Here is a 15420-nt window from a genome sequence, read left to right on the forward strand (position 1 = left end):
ATCGAAAAATTTTCTATGCACCAGAATTTTCAAGCAATAAATACCCTGCACCATATACGCCTGCATCGTTTCCGAGTTGCGCAAAAACAAGGTCCGTCGTGCGCGCTACGTTCGGATACGCAAACTTTTGAAAGGCTGTTTTCACTGGGTACATGAGCGTATTTCCAGCCTTAGAAACACCGCCTCCAATTACAATTTTCGTTGGATTCAAAGTATTTGCTATGTAGGAAAGGGCTAGTCCGAGCACTTCCGAAACTTCCTGCACAACTTCGAGTGCAACATCATCTTGTTGCTGGGCATACTGGAAAACAAGCTGACTTGTCATGTCATGTTCTGAAAGATCCATTACAAATGGGGATAAACTTTCTACCTTGACTGCCTTTGCTCTTTTTTCCTGAGCGATTCGAACAATTCCTGTTGCAGATGCGATCGTTTCGAGACAACCGGTTTTACCACAATTACACGGAGCTCCCCCCATAGGGATCATCGTCATGTGACCAATCTCACCCGCCGCCCCACCAGCACCGTGAACGATGCGATCATTCGCAATCACGCCGCCACCTACGCCGGTCCCAAGCGTAACGCATACAAGATTCGGCTCTCCATCCCCAGCGCCTTTCCACTTCTCACCTAGAGCTGCGCAGTTGGCATCGTTATCGATTTCTACACGTAATCCAGTGGCTTTTTCCAACTCAATTTGTAATGGAAGGTCGCCCTTCCAGCCGAGGTTAACCGCGCCTAAAACGAGACCTTTTTCCTTATCTACAGCACCCGGAGCTCCTACACCAATGCCCAGCACGTCCTGTTTATCCCATCGATGTCGGTGAAGCGCCTCTTCCACAGTGAGGGCAATATCTTGCACAATATGGCCCCCACCATCACTTTTATTTGTCGGGATTTCCCACTTCTCAATTAACTCCCCTAAAGAGGATAACAGGGCGCACTTAATTGTTGTACCGCCCAAGTCAATCGCTACAATTCCCTTTTTCACCGTTTTTGTTCCTCCCCTTGCTGGCGATCGTTCTTGCTTTTCTCTTCTTCGATTGCCTTTCGCAATATATGTACTGCGGATTGAAAGGTGTGCGGCTCTATAATTTGCGCGCGGTATAACTCTTTGACTTCCATCTCCATAAGTTCTAAGTTTGCGACACGCTCCCCAACATAGAGAATGGTACCGAACTGCTTTAAGAGTACTTGGACATCATAAATAGTGTTCATGCCAAATTCACCTCATCTACCTATGAGTATACAAGATTTTGACACGACTCTCCAACGTTTTTGCCGATTCAACACTTCTTGCGATTCCATGCGAATCCAAACCACTGACCAACCGCCTTCCGCTTTTCTCTGTCTAGCTCCAGGCGGTAGGGGACCGCACTCGTTTGTGCCCCTCCGCGAAAGTCTGAAGATCGACTTTCCCTCCGGTTCACAGACGAGCGGGTTCCCCTGACCAACCGCCTTCCGCTTTTCTCTGTCTAGCTCCAGGCGGTAGGGGACCGCACTCGTTTGTGCCCCTCCGCGAAAGTCTGAAGATCGACTTTCCCTCCGGTTCACAGACGAGCGGGTTCCCCTGACCAACCGCCTTCCGCTTTTCTAACGGTCTGGGTCTTTTGGGTGTAGGAATCTCGGTCGTCGGTTTTTTAATGGAATGGGTGAGCGTAAAAGCACGTCTCGGAAGGCTCGGTAATTAAACGGAATGAATGGCCATAAATACGGGACATCAAACGAACGCATGCGAGCAAGTCCCACGATCCATAGCGTAAAAAACACAATAAATCCGTACACGCCGAAGATGGCTGTAGCGATTAGCATAGCAATACGTACAATTCTGTTCGCTAAACTCAATTCGTAGCTCGGTGTTGCAAACGTCCCAATTGCTGCAATAGATAAATACAAAATTACTTCATTTGTCAGCAATCCGACTTGAACAGCCACATCCCCTATCATTAACGCCGCAACAAGTCCAAGTGCGGTTGCTAATGCTGACGGGGTATGAATGGCAGCCATCCTCAATACGTCTAGCCCGACTTCAATAATGAGAAACTGAGCAAGAAGGGGAACCTCTCCTGTTTCTTTCACACCTAGAAAGTCAAGGGGTCCGGGTAATAAATTAGGCTCCGTTGCAAATAGATAGTAGAGCGGTAAAAGAAAAATTGATGCCCACACCGCTATAAAGCGTACAAAACGGAGATACGCACCGACGAGAGGTTTGTTTCTATATTCCTCAATGTGCTGTAGATGATGCCAAAAGGTAGTCGGTGTAATCATTACACTGGGAGAACCATCGACAATGACACACACATGTCCCTCATACAGATGTGCAGCGACCGTATCGGGTCTTTCCGTATATCTAACTAAAGGATAGGGATTCCAATGTCTGCCACTAATAAACTCCTCGATCGTCTTTTCGGCCATAGGGAGTCCATCTGTATCGATTTGCTGGATGGTATCTTTCACGCTCTGGACAAGATCTTCTTCAGCAATGTCCTCCAAATAACAAATAACGACATCTGTTTGCGACCTTCTTCCAATTTGAAAGTACTCCATACGTAATGATTTGTCCCGAACCCTTCTTCTCGTTAAAGCCGTATTAAATACAATCGTTTCGACAAATCCATCGCGTGAGCCTCGAACTACACGTTCAATGTCTGGTTCTTGTGGACCGCGAGTAGGGTACGTTCTTGCATCAATTACAATCACTTCTGCTATTCCATCAACCACCAATGCCGCCGGTCCAGCAAGCACTTGATTGACCACATGATTCAAATCGTCGGTTTTTCCAATCTCGATGTACGGAATATACCTCTTCATTAATTTGTCGACAGGATTTTCGTCCAGCTCATCTGCTGATACACGAAATAGAAACTCCTGTAGATGATGCATGATGTCATCTTTCACGAATCCATCGACTAAAAACAACGCCATATCTCTTCCGGCATAATGCAAATCTAAACGAATCACATCAAAGCTTTTGTCTACTTGTAACAAGTGATTCAATTGCTCTACATTTTCCTTAATTGAAGAGGAGACAGGCAGTTTCTCTTGCTCTTTTTGTTTACTCATAATATCATCACCACATTCCAATCCAGCATTTTCCTCTTCCCATCATGGACAAAACTTCCTTGAAACATACGTGTATGTTCATATTTCCCTTGCTTGTCTCATATGGTGAAATTGACGGAGAGGAAGGGGGTCCCCAAAGATGAATTGGCGATTTATGCACACACTGACCTTTTTTATATTTGCATTACTCTTATTAGTTACTGTCCTACTAAAACTACCTACAGGAACAGAGGAAACGATTACGTACTTCCCTAAAGATGAAGAGGCATCTTTTAAGAAGACCGAAACAGAAATTTCCCTCCAAAACGAACCGAAGCAGAAGGCGCGTCTCGAATGGAAAGTCAGCTCAACCTTAGATAGGGAAAGCTATTTACGACAAGACGTCGGCCTCTTATATCAAGACGGCAGACTCCTTGAAATACTCTCAAAATGGTCTGAAAAGGAAAATAGCATTCAACAAGAAAAGTTCTTTGAGATCGTTTCACCAAGCTATTTCCAAGCCATTTCATTCCATCATGCTGAACTTCACGAGAGTCAAGATGGCAACATTACCAGTGTGCAAGCTACATCCGAAGACTCTTTATATACAATAGCCGAGCCTAACAAAAAAGCTTTTTCATTCGTTGAACCACAAACAGAAGAAGAGACTAAATGGAAAGAGAACTTGGACAAGAATACCTATAATTTCTTAAGAAGATCTTGGAATTCCGCTATCCGAACAAAAGACATTCCGATAAAAAACTACACGTTGTATCCCTTGACTGAGCTACCACCAGTCAAAGGGAATGCTTTCCCGGGATTGAGCATGGAAAAATCGCAAGAAGTATACGGGAAGCTATGGGAAGGATTGTATAGAAGGTACGTACTCGGTATTCAAACTGATGTACAAAAAAAAGAATCGCCGCTCGGGAGTACGATTCCTCTCATTGGTGTATCAAAGAATAATGATCATCTTATCGTCATCATCGTTACAGGTACGGGTGAAAGCATTACCCTTCGTCAAGTGATTGAGTAAGCTGCTGTAGAAGCTCTTGGATATCTTCATTATCGCTGTCGAGTGTCTCAGCCTTCCTAGCAACATCAAGAGCTTCTGGAAAGCGATTTGTCTTTGTATAGAGCACAGCCAGATTGAAATACGCTTCAGTGAAAGTTGGATCCTGTTCAATTGCCTTTAATAAATGGCCCTCCGCTTGTTTGTAGTCAGCACGCTTTAGCTCAACATAAGCGAGAAAAAAATACGCCTCGCTTGGAACATCTTCTTGATTTGCAAATGTATCCGAAAGTAACGTATAGGCTTGATCTACTTTTCCTTCTTGAATATACATTTGGGCTAAAGCGACCACTTGGGATCCTTTTGACGCATCGTATTCTCCTTCAATTCCTGTCTTAACAAGAAATGGGATAATAAAAAGAAGGATCAACACAGGGACAAGGCGGAGTTTAGACTTTTGCTTCGGAAAATGAACAACAGCTGCAATAAGAAAACCGCCAACAAGACCCCCAAGATGCCCTGCATTATCTATGCCAGGAATTGTAAATCCAAACATTAAATTTAACGCCAAAATAAACAAGACATTCAGACCCATCGTTCTAAAGAACAGACGCGGTTTGGATACACCTATATATAATAAAGCACCAAAGCAGCCAAAGATTGCACCACTCGCTCCCGCAGATAAATTCGTGGTAAATGCAAAACTAGCAAGAGAACCTATCACCCCAGCCAATAAATAAATACACGTAAAGCGGATCGTGCCAAAAATTCGCTCCACAGCAGTTCCTAAGTAAAAGAGGGCTAACGTATTCATAAGTAAATGTAAAAATCCAATATGAAGAAAAACTGCGGTTAATAATCTCCACCATTCTCCTTCTAAAATAAGGGGTTGAAATTTCGCACCGTAGCGAATGAGCGTCTCCGTGTTTTGACTGCCCCCATTCCATTCTAAGATAGCAAACATCACAATTTGGATCGCAATGAATACATAGGTCATTCTTGGTTTTCCATTTTGAAAAAATGATTGCTCTCGTTTCATACGAACATGAGTTACTTGTAACGCTTGCTGCTTACGGTAAAGAGCCTCAGCCTCTGTTCGTTCTTCTGCATCCTCTAATGAAGGCAGAGATGTACGAAGAAGCTGGGATAAGTGGGCAAGTGTACGCACATCACCTTCATTTGTATAAAGAATCGTTACGTTTTCTGCTCCTCTTGTGCTGACAACTGGCTCTTCCAATGGCGGAACCGTGTCATCGACTGGAGGAAGAGGGCAAAAATACACATTAACAAATGAGACTTTTCTTTTTCTAGCTTGATCCCGTAACTTCTGCACCATCATATAGGCACGATCTCGATCTCGTAACACTTCTCGTGACCAGTCAACCTGCCGCGCCACAAGACGAACTACCGGCCTTTTCGGTTCCTCAATTTTCTCAAGCCAAATCTCATGTTCTTGTACATGAGGTGCATCTACAGGACGATAACCTTCATTCACAATGAGATGCCTCGCTACCGTCCAAAGTTGATACGATTGTTTGGCGTCCATACCTCTCTCCTCCCTCCCGGCCACAAATCTCCAAGGTGCAAAAACAAGCCCCTTTCGTTTCCCGATTTCACTTCTCTTCACTATAGCGTTTCTCAAGGAATGACGCAAAAGAATAACCCTTTACAAACCAAAAAAGGAAGGGTAAGATTTCCCTTCCAATTCACCAAAGCTTGAGTACGTATGTGGTAATGTTTTAGAGGCATAACCTAAGAAAATGTTGAGCGAAATGCTCCTTGTAAAAATCGCTCACGCACCCCAGGTATACTAAACGATGTGCGAACAACGAGTTTTCGAGCAACCGAATACGACATAAGCCAGTTTACAATGCGGTATCGATAATGATACACACAATAGATAGCTGTAATGAGTGTCACCAAACGAATAAAACGACTTTGCACCAGTATCCCTCCTTTGTCTATCTATCTTAACCGTTTGGAGGGATTCTTATGTAAGAAGCACAATGTATAGAGAGGCTATCGCACTTACTCCAATAGCGCTTGCGTTCACGACATCATTTGTCATCCATTTCAATCCGCGTAGGTACACAGTTCTCTGACCACAGTGTATCCTCGCCTCGGTTTCATTTTTACAAATTAAGCACCTCTGCTTGCGCTGAATAGTCGCACCAAGCAAGGTATCTAACCACATACCACCCACAGCAAAAAGGAACACGACGATCGCTGCCTCAAGAGAAAAGATCTCAAGCAGAGAAGCTAAAAAAGCAATTGTTGCAGCTCCCAGTCCCCCGGCAACCGTCCCTAAAACTGTCACACCGCCACTTGTTCCGCGTGGTACCCTTTGTAACGTAAAGACGTGAATCGGTCTCCCTTTACTCAGTACACCTATCTCTGAAGCCCATGTGTCGCTGTTTGCAGTAGCTAAGGCACAAACTGCTCCTACATAAAAAACCTCTTCTTGAAAAAGTGTCCCATAGAGGGCGAAAAGTGCAGCCCATCCCCCGTTTGCGAGCACTTGATATGCGTCGCGTTGTTCCCCTTTTTCAATATGTTGTGCCGACTCACTTTTTTGGTCTCGACGGTATAGTGACCAAAAAGAGGATGTGAGGAAAAATGTTGCCAATAGAAGTAACCCATCCAAACCGAGTCCGATCCATACACTGCTTCCGACAAAAAAAGCCATTAGCGCCCCGCCTACCGTTAAGAGTCGAGCGACGGCGCCTCCGATAGCTACAATAGCAATGAAAAAAACAGAAAGTAATTCGATGCCCTTCACCCTCTCGTATCGAGCTTTAGGTGCTTTGTAACCGTAACTTTTTCACTTACACGACAACTTCACATATATGGTTAAGTACTAAAGGTTTCAGTCACTTAAAACGTGTTGAACAAATTGGTCATGGGGTTCCATAGGTAAAGAAGTAAATAGTTGCTCTTGTAAACAAAGGGCGATGGTTGTCATCTCCGAATGTGCCGCCAACAACCGATCATAATACCCTCCACCAACACCAAGTCGCTCTCCAGCTTTCGTGAAAGCAACCCCTGGAACGATAAGTAAGTCAATGTGTTCAATAGGATATTCCTCTGTTTCATTCACTTTAGGTTCTTTCAAACCAGAGTAGACAACCTCGAGTTGATCAAATTGTTCCAACACAAAAAAACGCATTGTTCGTGTATCAGGAAAGCATTTTGGAACAACAACGCATTTGTTTTCCTTCCAAGCTTGCTTAATAATATGTATAGTATCTATTTCGCGAGGCGTGCTTACTGTAACAGCAACAGTGTGTGATATGTTCCAGAAGGATGAGGTAAAAAGGGCTTGGTGAACCGCTGCCGTCTTCTGTAGACGTTCCTCAGCAGGAATTGCTTTCAACCGAGTCCATACTTGCCGACGAATTGCTTCCTTGTCCATCCTTTTTCACTCCTTTTTCAAAAAATGCAGTTTTATTTAAATAGGAAGAAACTCGAAACTCGATATGGGCGAATGAGAAAAATTGAATTGATTTTGTATGAGGGGGATAAGAGGTTGGTGACAGACAACGCCGTTCATGTCCATCCATGCGTTGCCTGACCATCCTTGCTTTTGTAGAGAATGTTCAAAAAGTCTGGAATGCGGGGAACACATGCTAAGAGCGCTACGTCCTGTAGCAACGCATGTGTGACTCACATCGTGTGAGCCTGAATTTCTTCGTCAGCTTGCTCCTCCGCTCCTCACGTATTAACACATACGCTCCGGTGCTCGGAGACTACGCTTCCTTGAACTTCTCGGCTCTTTTTGTCCTCCTTTTTAAACACACACTTAAAATACACCTTATTTTGTTTCGCGGTGTACCGTAGAGCGCTTTTCACGTGGGCAATATTTTTTAAGCTCAACACGCTCTGTGTTGTTACGTTTGTTTTTTGTAGAAATATAGTTACGATCTCCGCATTCCGTACATGCTAGCGTAATGTTCACACGCATTTCTTTTCCCTCCAAACTTGTTACATGGCACTTACGACCTTTTCAATAATAGCACTATTTTTGTACGAATACCAGTCCCCTTTTTAGCTCAGACGACCAGAAATTATTCATGAGCTGAGCACACTCAACCATGCATGGAAACTGGTCACAAAGTAGTCTAGTTGTGATCAAGGCAGTACGAGCGGAGCCCTAAATAATTTAGGGATTAAGTATCCGAAGTTGTTCTCTCATAGGATAATTAACATGATATTAGGCTTCTGCGTAGCTCTGCCCCTTTTCCACAGAAAAGAAGCCCCCTTTCTCATACATTGGAAGTAGCTAACAATATCCGTCAAGAAAGATAATTTCCCTTTTTTTGTCAACTACTTCGTCACTAACGGCTGGTGAAGTGTTTGATTCGTTTGCGTTACCGTATAGGTAGCACAAGTCGTTTCATTTGGATGAATCGTACCTTCTAACGTAAATATACTTCCTACATGCCCATGTGCAAACGGCTGATACATGAGTTGGGGTACCTCATCTTCAAAACGGTTTTGCAATGGGCTTTTTTCTAGAGGAAACACCGCGCATTGATGGTATGTATGATGAAGCCACTGTCCCTTCACCAACGTAACATGTGTAGGCGTTGCGTGAACAATTCCTTGATCCGTAGGGGATATAAATGCTCTCTGTTGCATTTCTATAAGTGGGCTGGTTTCAATGTATAACCGCACCTTAATAGGGTGATCTCTCTGATTCGTCATTTCGATTCGCCCTGCCCTGCCGTGTGCCCACGTGTATGAAAAAGAAGCGCAATCAAAGTCTACATGAGAGCTTGTTTTTTGTTTTAGAAGAGCATCTAGCTTTCCATCTAACCATAAGTATGGTTGAACATGATAATAGTAATGATTTTCACTCATGACAGTACACCTTCTGTTTTTATTGTTTTTCGTTTATCACCGACTTTGTGAGCACATTCCTGTACAGAAACTATATGTGAGGACGTTTCCTCAGCAGTGATACGCTCATAAAGCACTTCTTCGTATAGCATTTCCGTTTGCTTTGCAATGCGATTCCACTGGTACAAAGTCTGTGCTATGCGTTGTCCTTCTTGTGCAATATGTCGAGTGGCGTCTTGATTGCGAAACACTTCTCGAATGGTAGTGGCCCAAACATCGGCCTCGTTTCCTTCTACATGCCAACCGCTCTTCTTGTGTTGCACGATAGCTTTTAGTCCTCCAGTTTTAGAGACTATCGTAGGACATCCTTGCACCATAGACTCCAACGCTACGATCCCAAACGGTTCGTATGTACTTGGGAATGCACAACAAAATGCTACTTCCATCCAAAGAGTTCTCAAGTAATCATCAACTTGCCCAATAAAATGAACACAATGATGAAGCTTTCTTTTCGCAACCTCATCACGATAGGCTTGCAGACAAGGACCCGTGCCAGCGATTATGAATTGAATTCCTTCATTTTTTAAAAGTTCTGCGGCTTCTATTAATGTGAGAAATCCCTTCTCTGGAACCATCCTACCCATAGAAAATACAATATTCGCTCCGGTAGAGATCCCGACGTCACTCAAAAAGGAAAGTGATGTAGGAACAGGCCATTCAGTTGCACGGACTCCATTTGGGAGGACGGTGGGCTTACGAGGCGTTTCGAAGTGTAGGTTCACCTCGTCTTTCATGAATTCACTGCACACGATAACGGCTTCGCTATTACGTATTAGCGACACTTCTTTTTCATGAATAGCTCGTTGCAATTCTGTACTAATTTCCCCCTGTCTCCCCAGCTCTAACGAATGAATGGTCGTCACTAAAGGGACATCATACGTTTTTTGTAATACACTGCATACCGCTTCCGTTAGCCAATCGTGTGCATGCAATAGATCAAAGTGAACTGTTTCGTATATCTCTTGAAATGCTTGCATCATTGCCACATTGAGAGAACAAACCCAGTCATAAAAGGAAGCCTTAGAAACTAATGGTTTTACTCGATGTACAATTACACCACTTGCCATTACTTCTATCTCGTTCAATTCCCCGACAGTAAATACATGGACACGAACACCTTCGTTAGCAAGTGATTCGGATAATTCAGCAACGTGGCGTGCCAAACCACCAACGATATGCGGGGGATACTCCCAACTAAAAAAGGCTACTGTAAGAGGCATTTTCATAGATGTACTTCCTCCAAATTCTAGTTTTGTTTCTCATCCGAGTAGGGAAATTATGGGTACAAAAGCTATCTATTCGCCACTAAAATTATTCATAGAATGTATACGTGCTTACTTGCTCTTGCCACACTTCCGAAACGTCGTTGGTCGTATCTTCATTTGAGTTGTGACATTGTAAAATCGGAACAAAAAGATTATCAAATAATAGTCCCCAAGCTAAAGTGTACGATTTCCCTTCGTGCACACCTACAAACGTCCACTCCTTATCTTGCTTATGAATTGGTACACACCTTTTCCGTTCAATCTCTCCCTCTTGCCAATAAAGACAGATGGCACAAGTAGACGGGTTTCTTCTATAATACCTAGTACATACCATCATGCTTTCTTCGTCTACCGACCATTGGGCAAAAAGTCGATTGCCTTTCTGCGTCACTTGAATCGAATGAGGAAAAGAGGATTCAGTAGCGTCAGTTGATAAGTCTTCCTGTACAAAAGCAGCAGCTGTTTCTTGTTCTGCAGAGCAAACGGCTACTCTTTTCGCTTGTTGTTCTTGATACTTACTCCATTGGTAATGCACTTTTCCTAACGTAGAATGTAAATCATTAGCGATTCTTCTAAAGGAATAGCCTTGGTTACGCAACTTTACGATTTGTTCAATCACGAATACTCCTCCCTTATTGTGTCTAGCCCATTCAAGTCTCTTTAAATGAATGTAAAGTATATGTCCGTTAGCTCTAGTAATTTGTCTATCACTATCGTAGCACCGAGTTAATTGTCAGACAATAACCACAAATTGTCGACTTTTGCCGGCAGTTGATACGTTAGCGTTTACGACGAGAAAGTTTTTTCAGCAGACTTCAATAACGACAAAACTTGACAAGAAGGCACAAAATTACAAAGCTGAAAATGACGTGTTTTTACAAACTTCGCAAAGCAAGTCTAGGAAACTCCCAACGCGTATGGTATAAATAGAAAAGTGGAAACGGGTTAACCCACCTGCTAGCGCTGGACAGAGAAAAGTGGAAACCGATCATTTAAAGATCATTAAGCAGACGCTAGTATGGGAAGTACAAAACGAGGTGCTAAATGCATGGAATGGATTGGGTACGGTTTAATAGGGATAGGTGTACTATTATTTTTTGTAAGTTTTCTTGTGCCGAACAAATTGAAGTCCATGGAAGTGGAAATCGAACAGCTTTCTTTACAAATGATGCAAGAACAATATTCTTTAAAGAAACGAATAAAGATCCTAGAAGAAGAGATACTCATCGGATCAACTCGGTCTCCTTCTAGTAACCCCTCAATAAAAACGACATCGGACAAGCCCGTGCACCACATCATTCGCAATCAAGTATGGACCTTACACGAAAAAGGGTATTCTCTCAAAGAGATTGCCGGGAGATCTGCCTTATCGAAAGAGGATGTGCAAACTATTTTAAACGAGGCAAGAACACAATGAATCGTGGACGCATGCAAGGTTTCGCTATCGGATTGTGTTGTGCTGGCAGTCTACTAGTTGGATGGTCGTATTTAAACTCTCAAACGTCTAACAACGAAGCAGAAAAGTTTGAAACGTTCACTCAATTGCAAGAAGAGAACGCACAATTTCAAGAGAAGATACGGCAGTTAGAGCAAGAGGTGGCTTCCTACGAGAAAAACACATCAGAAACAGAAGAAAGCACTCCATCCGAAACTACAAAAATAGAGGAATCTGAAAACAATCCCCCAAGCACAATCACTATCTTACCTGTAGTCCAAGGGATGAGTTCACAAGATGTATACAGTTCGCTGGTGGAACTTGGTATTTTAGAAGATCCCTCTGCACTGGAAGACTTCATGGAATCGAAAGGCTGGGCGACAAACATTCAAATTGGGCGGTATGAGGTACATTCCGAGATGAGTGTAGAAGATTTAGCATTGTTACTGACAGGTAATTAAAAAAGGATGGCCCTTAATGAGGGGACATCCTTTTTGTGTGTTCACTAACAACACTAGCAACCACAATCTAATCATTTAAATCGTAACGGTTTCCGGTAACTAAGTAGATCACGTTCTCAGAGATGTTTGTTACATGATCCGCAACACGTTCGATGTAGCGGCAAACAAATGCCAACTGTGTAATTTGGTTCATATGCTCTGGATGTTTCGGGATGTAGCCGATCAATTCCTGTACAAGTTTACCGTACATCTCATCAACTGCATCATCGCGCTTGGCTACTACTCGTGCTAACTTCACATCTTCATTTTGAAAAGAACGAACGCCGTCGTCTACCATGGCGAGTGCCATATTCATCATATTTGGAATATCTACGATCGGTTTTATGTGCTTTTCTTGCCCGATGTGAAGAGTAGATTTAGCGATATTTACTGCCTGGTCTCCGATGCGCTCCACGTCAGAAGAAACCTTAATGGCCACCATGATTTTTCGCAAGTCCGAGGCTACCGGCGCTTGCTTTGCAATGAGAATAATCGCACGGTCGTTAATGGAGTGCTCCAATTCATCAATCGCTTCGTCACCTGCAATCACTTCGTTTGCGAGCTCTTCGTTTTGGCTTTTTAATGCCTCCATCGCCTGTTGCACTGCTGTTTGTGAACGTCTTGACATTTCCAACACATCTTGTTTCAACTGTTGCAAATGTTCATCAAAGTCTTTACGCAGACTCATTTTCTCCTCCCACCCTTTCCTCATTATCCGAAACGACCGGAAATGTAATCCTCTGTTCTTTGATGCTCTGGTTGTGAAAAGATCTTCTCTGTATCGTTTATCTCAATAAGGTCTCCTAGTAGAAAAAAGGCCGTTTGATCAGAAATACGGGACGCCTGTTGCATGTTATGAGTAACAATTACAATCGTATATTGCTTTTTCAACTCAGTGATTAACTCTTCAATTTTAGCCGTTGAAATCGGGTCAAGCGCTGATGTTGGTTCATCCATAAGTACAACTTCTGGATTTATAGCGATCGTCCTTGCGATACAAAGTCGTTGCTGTTGCCCACCGGAAAGTCCCATCGAGTTTTTAGTAAGCCGATCTTTTACTTCCTCCCATAGTCCGACAGCTTTTAGACTCGTTTCGACCACTTCATCGAGCCTTTTCTTTTTACGAACGCCCTTCAGCTTCAAGCCCGCAACGACATTGTCGTAAATAGACATAGTTGGAAACGGGTTTGGCTTTTGAAATACCATCCCAAAACGTTGGCGGATTTCAACTGGATCAATATTGCGGTTATAGATGTTACTTCCTTCAAAATTAATTTCCCCAGAAATTTTCGTCCCTGGGATGACTTCGTGCATGCGATTTATACAGCGAAGGAATGTGGACTTCCCGCAACCAGATGGACCGATGAACGCGGTCACTTTATGCTTTGGAACGTTCATATTAATATGTTTGATCGCATGAAAATCATCATACCATGCGTTAAAATCATTTACTTGTAAAGACATCCTTTCTTCCCCCTCATCCAAGTTAGCCGTTACGTCTGAAAGTTACGAGCCGAGCCATAATATTTAGCAAAAAGACAAGCATAATGAGTACGAGCGCACCTGCCCAAGCTTGAGCATTCCAATCATCATATGGTGCGATCGAATAGTTGTAAATTTGTACAGGTAGGGTTGCAATAGGCTCATCGATAATATCTTCTGCAAAATAACGGCTCGAAAAGGCTGTAAATAATAGTGGTGCCGTTTCCCCTGATACACGTGCAACGGCAAGCATAATTCCAGTAGTTATCCCTTTTAGTGCTGAAGGTAACACGACGAGTAAAATAACCCGCCACCTCGGCAACCCTAAAGCGAGACCAGCCTCACGAATATGACTAGGAACCAACTTCAGCATTTCCTCCGTCGTTCTTGTTACATTTGGAATCATGATGATAGCTAGGGCAATCCCACCAGCAAGAGCAGAGAAGCCTACTCCAAGTGAGACAACGACCACTCCGTAAGTAAAAATTCCGACGACAATTGACGGAGCACCTAGAAGAATATCTGTCGCAAAGCTTACGACCCGTCCTAATCGATTTCGTCCATACTCTGAAAGGAAAATTCCAGACATCACTCCGACTGGAATTCCAATGGCGGAAGAAATAGCGACGACAATGAGCGTGCCAACAATAGCATTCGCCATGCCGCCCCCTGGCTCACCGACTGGGGTTGGTAGATTCGTAAGGAAATCCATATTTAGTGCTGGAAGACCTTGTGTGAGAACATACCATGTAATACTAAACAAAGGAATGATAGCAATCACAGTAGCCAGCACACAGAGCGACAACATGAATATGTTGATCGATTTACGATAAGCAAGAGGTTTCATGTTACTTCACCTCCTGAGTGCCACGCGAGATTGACCAAACGAGAACTCTTGCTAGTAAATTCACTAAGAAGGTCACGACGAATAAAACAAGTCCAATTTCGAATAATGCCGATCGAAGTAATCCTGTGGAAGCTTCACCAAATTCGTTTGCAATTACACTGGCCATTGTAGCGGCCGGTTGGAAAATTGATTCGGGTACACTATTATTATTCCCGATAACTAGAGCTACCGCCATCGTCTCTCCAATGGCACGACCCAACCCGATAATCATGGCACCTAGTATTCCTGAGCGTGCATAGGTTAAAACGGCAATTCGAATCATTTCCCATTTAGTGGCCCCAATCCCGTAAGCACCCTCACGTTGCGTGTATGGTACGGTATGGAGTACATCACGGGAAATAGAAGCAATTGTCGGTAGTATCATGATCGCAAGAACGATCCCAGCTGTAATGAGACCTACCCCATAAAACGGTCCAGCGAACAACGGTATGGTTTCACCAAGCGTTTCTGTTATCGGTGGCGCAACGTATTTTATCAGAAAAGGTCCAAGTACAAATATCCCCCACATACCATATATGATTGAGGGGATAGCAGCCAAAAGCTCCACTAAAAAACCAACTGGCTTACTGATCCAATCTGGCGCCATTTCAACTAAGTAAATAGCGATACCCACTGCAAGCGGTGTCGCAATAAAAAGCGCGATAATGGAAGATAAAATGGTCCCCATAATAAAAGGAAGAGCCCCAAAAATATCTTCTCCTGCACTCCAAACTTGTCCAGTTAAGAATTCAAATCCAAATTTTTGAAATGACGCTGTAGAACTATTGAATAGTTCGGATATAATGAGAGCGATTAATGCAATTAAAATAAATCCAAAGAAAAAAGCAATCCCCTTAAATAACCGGTCTCCAATATTAGTGGAACGTTTAAACATAAAT

General features: G+C 43.2%; 18 protein-coding genes. 3 read left to right on the top strand and 15 right to left on the bottom strand.

Features of this window, described 5'->3' with window-relative positions; all coding sequences use genetic code 11:
- Positions 1–13: 13 nt before the first annotated feature.
- The 3 genes from HHK01_RS10025 to HHK01_RS10035 form a co-directional block, all read right to left on the bottom strand.
- Positions 14–991, bottom strand: a complete 978-nt coding sequence (locus tag HHK01_RS10025) for an ROK family glucokinase (protein WP_170007658.1) — start codon at positions 989–991, stop codon at positions 14–16.
- Entirely contained in the window at positions 988–1218 is a 231-nt protein-coding gene (locus HHK01_RS10030; protein ID WP_170007659.1) for a YqgQ family protein, read from the bottom strand. The genes HHK01_RS10025 and HHK01_RS10030 overlap by 4 nt, the downstream gene beginning before the upstream one ends.
- A 375-nt stretch (positions 1219–1593) precedes the next feature.
- Positions 1594–3063, bottom strand: coding sequence for a spore germination protein (locus tag HHK01_RS10035; RefSeq protein ID WP_170007660.1), 1470 nt, complete (start codon positions 3061–3063; stop codon positions 1594–1596).
- A 139-nt stretch (positions 3064–3202) separates the two neighbouring features.
- Between HHK01_RS10035 and HHK01_RS10040 the strand changes: the two genes are divergently transcribed.
- Positions 3203–4078 carry a hypothetical protein gene (locus HHK01_RS10040; RefSeq protein ID WP_170007661.1) on the top strand — a complete coding sequence of 292 codons (876 nt, stop codon included), beginning with the start codon at positions 3203–3205 and terminating at the stop codon, positions 4076–4078.
- Here the strand turns inward: HHK01_RS10040 and HHK01_RS10045 are convergent.
- The 8 genes from HHK01_RS10045 to HHK01_RS10080 form a co-directional block, all read right to left on the bottom strand.
- The gene (locus tag HHK01_RS10045; protein ID WP_170007662.1) at positions 4053–5600 is read right to left on the bottom strand and encodes a rhomboid family protein; all 1548 of its coding nucleotides are present in this window, start codon (positions 5598–5600) and stop codon (positions 4053–4055) included. The two genes, HHK01_RS10040 and HHK01_RS10045, sit on opposite strands and share 26 nt — an antisense overlap.
- A gap of 206 nt (positions 5601–5806) precedes the next feature.
- Complete coding sequence (locus HHK01_RS10050) at positions 5807–5998, bottom strand: hypothetical protein (RefSeq protein ID WP_170007663.1); 192 nt, start codon at positions 5996–5998, stop codon at positions 5807–5809.
- 46 nt (positions 5999–6044) lie between these two features.
- The gene (locus HHK01_RS10055) at positions 6045–6833 is read right to left on the bottom strand and encodes a DUF92 domain-containing protein (protein WP_170007664.1); all 789 of its coding nucleotides are present in this window, start codon (positions 6831–6833) and stop codon (positions 6045–6047) included.
- Positions 6834–6920: 87 nt separating this feature from the next.
- Positions 6921–7466 (bottom strand): 5-formyltetrahydrofolate cyclo-ligase, encoded by a 546-nt coding sequence (locus HHK01_RS10060; protein WP_170007665.1) that lies wholly within the window; start codon positions 7464–7466, stop codon positions 6921–6923.
- Positions 7467–7865: 399 nt separating this feature from the next.
- Entirely contained in the window at positions 7866–8015 is a 150-nt protein-coding gene (gene rpmG, locus HHK01_RS10065) for a 50S ribosomal protein L33 (protein WP_170007666.1), read from the bottom strand.
- 362 nt (positions 8016–8377) lie between these two features.
- The gene (locus tag HHK01_RS10070) at positions 8378–8914 is read right to left on the bottom strand and encodes a hypothetical protein (protein WP_170007667.1); all 537 of its coding nucleotides are present in this window, start codon (positions 8912–8914) and stop codon (positions 8378–8380) included.
- Complete coding sequence (locus HHK01_RS10075; protein ID WP_170007668.1) at positions 8911–10179, bottom strand: glycosyltransferase family 4 protein; 1269 nt, start codon at positions 10177–10179, stop codon at positions 8911–8913. Before HHK01_RS10075 ends, HHK01_RS10070 begins: the two co-directional genes overlap by 4 nt.
- A gap of 85 nt (positions 10180–10264) precedes the next feature.
- Positions 10265–10837, bottom strand: coding sequence for a hypothetical protein (locus HHK01_RS10080; RefSeq protein WP_170007669.1), 573 nt, complete (start codon positions 10835–10837; stop codon positions 10265–10267).
- Positions 10838–11266: 429 nt separating this feature from the next.
- Between HHK01_RS10080 and HHK01_RS10085 the strand changes: the two genes are divergently transcribed.
- Both HHK01_RS10085 and HHK01_RS10090 read left to right on the top strand, forming a co-directional pair.
- Complete coding sequence (locus HHK01_RS10085; RefSeq protein ID WP_170007670.1) at positions 11267–11635, top strand: hypothetical protein; 369 nt, start codon at positions 11267–11269, stop codon at positions 11633–11635.
- On the top strand, positions 11632–12114 hold the full coding sequence (locus HHK01_RS10090; RefSeq protein ID WP_170007671.1) for an MltG/YceG/YrrL family protein: 483 nt from the start codon (positions 11632–11634) through the stop codon (positions 12112–12114). Before HHK01_RS10085 ends, HHK01_RS10090 begins: the two co-directional genes overlap by 4 nt.
- A gap of 67 nt (positions 12115–12181) precedes the next feature.
- Here HHK01_RS10090 and phoU read toward each other — a convergent pair whose 3' ends face one another.
- The 4 genes from phoU to pstC are packed head-to-tail and all read right to left on the bottom strand — an operon-like array spanning position 12182 to position 15416.
- Positions 12182–12841, bottom strand: a complete 660-nt coding sequence (phoU, locus tag HHK01_RS10095; RefSeq protein WP_170007672.1) for a phosphate signaling complex protein PhoU — start codon at positions 12839–12841, stop codon at positions 12182–12184.
- Positions 12842–12864: 23 nt separating this feature from the next.
- Entirely contained in the window at positions 12865–13617 is a 753-nt protein-coding gene (gene pstB, locus HHK01_RS10100; RefSeq protein ID WP_170007673.1) for a phosphate ABC transporter ATP-binding protein PstB, read from the bottom strand.
- 22 nt (positions 13618–13639) lie between these two features.
- A complete protein-coding gene (gene pstA, locus HHK01_RS10105; protein WP_170007674.1) occupies positions 13640–14482 on the bottom strand; it encodes a phosphate ABC transporter permease PstA in 843 nt (280 codons plus the stop codon).
- 1 nt (position 14483) lies between these two features.
- The gene (pstC, locus tag HHK01_RS10110) at positions 14484–15416 is read right to left on the bottom strand and encodes a phosphate ABC transporter permease subunit PstC (protein ID WP_170007675.1); all 933 of its coding nucleotides are present in this window, start codon (positions 15414–15416) and stop codon (positions 14484–14486) included.
- Positions 15417–15420: the final 4 nt, after the last annotated feature.

The organism is Bacillus fonticola, assembly GCF_012955605.1.
Taxonomy (GTDB): domain Bacteria; phylum Bacillota; class Bacilli; order Bacillales; family JC228; genus Bacillus_CG; species Bacillus_CG fonticola.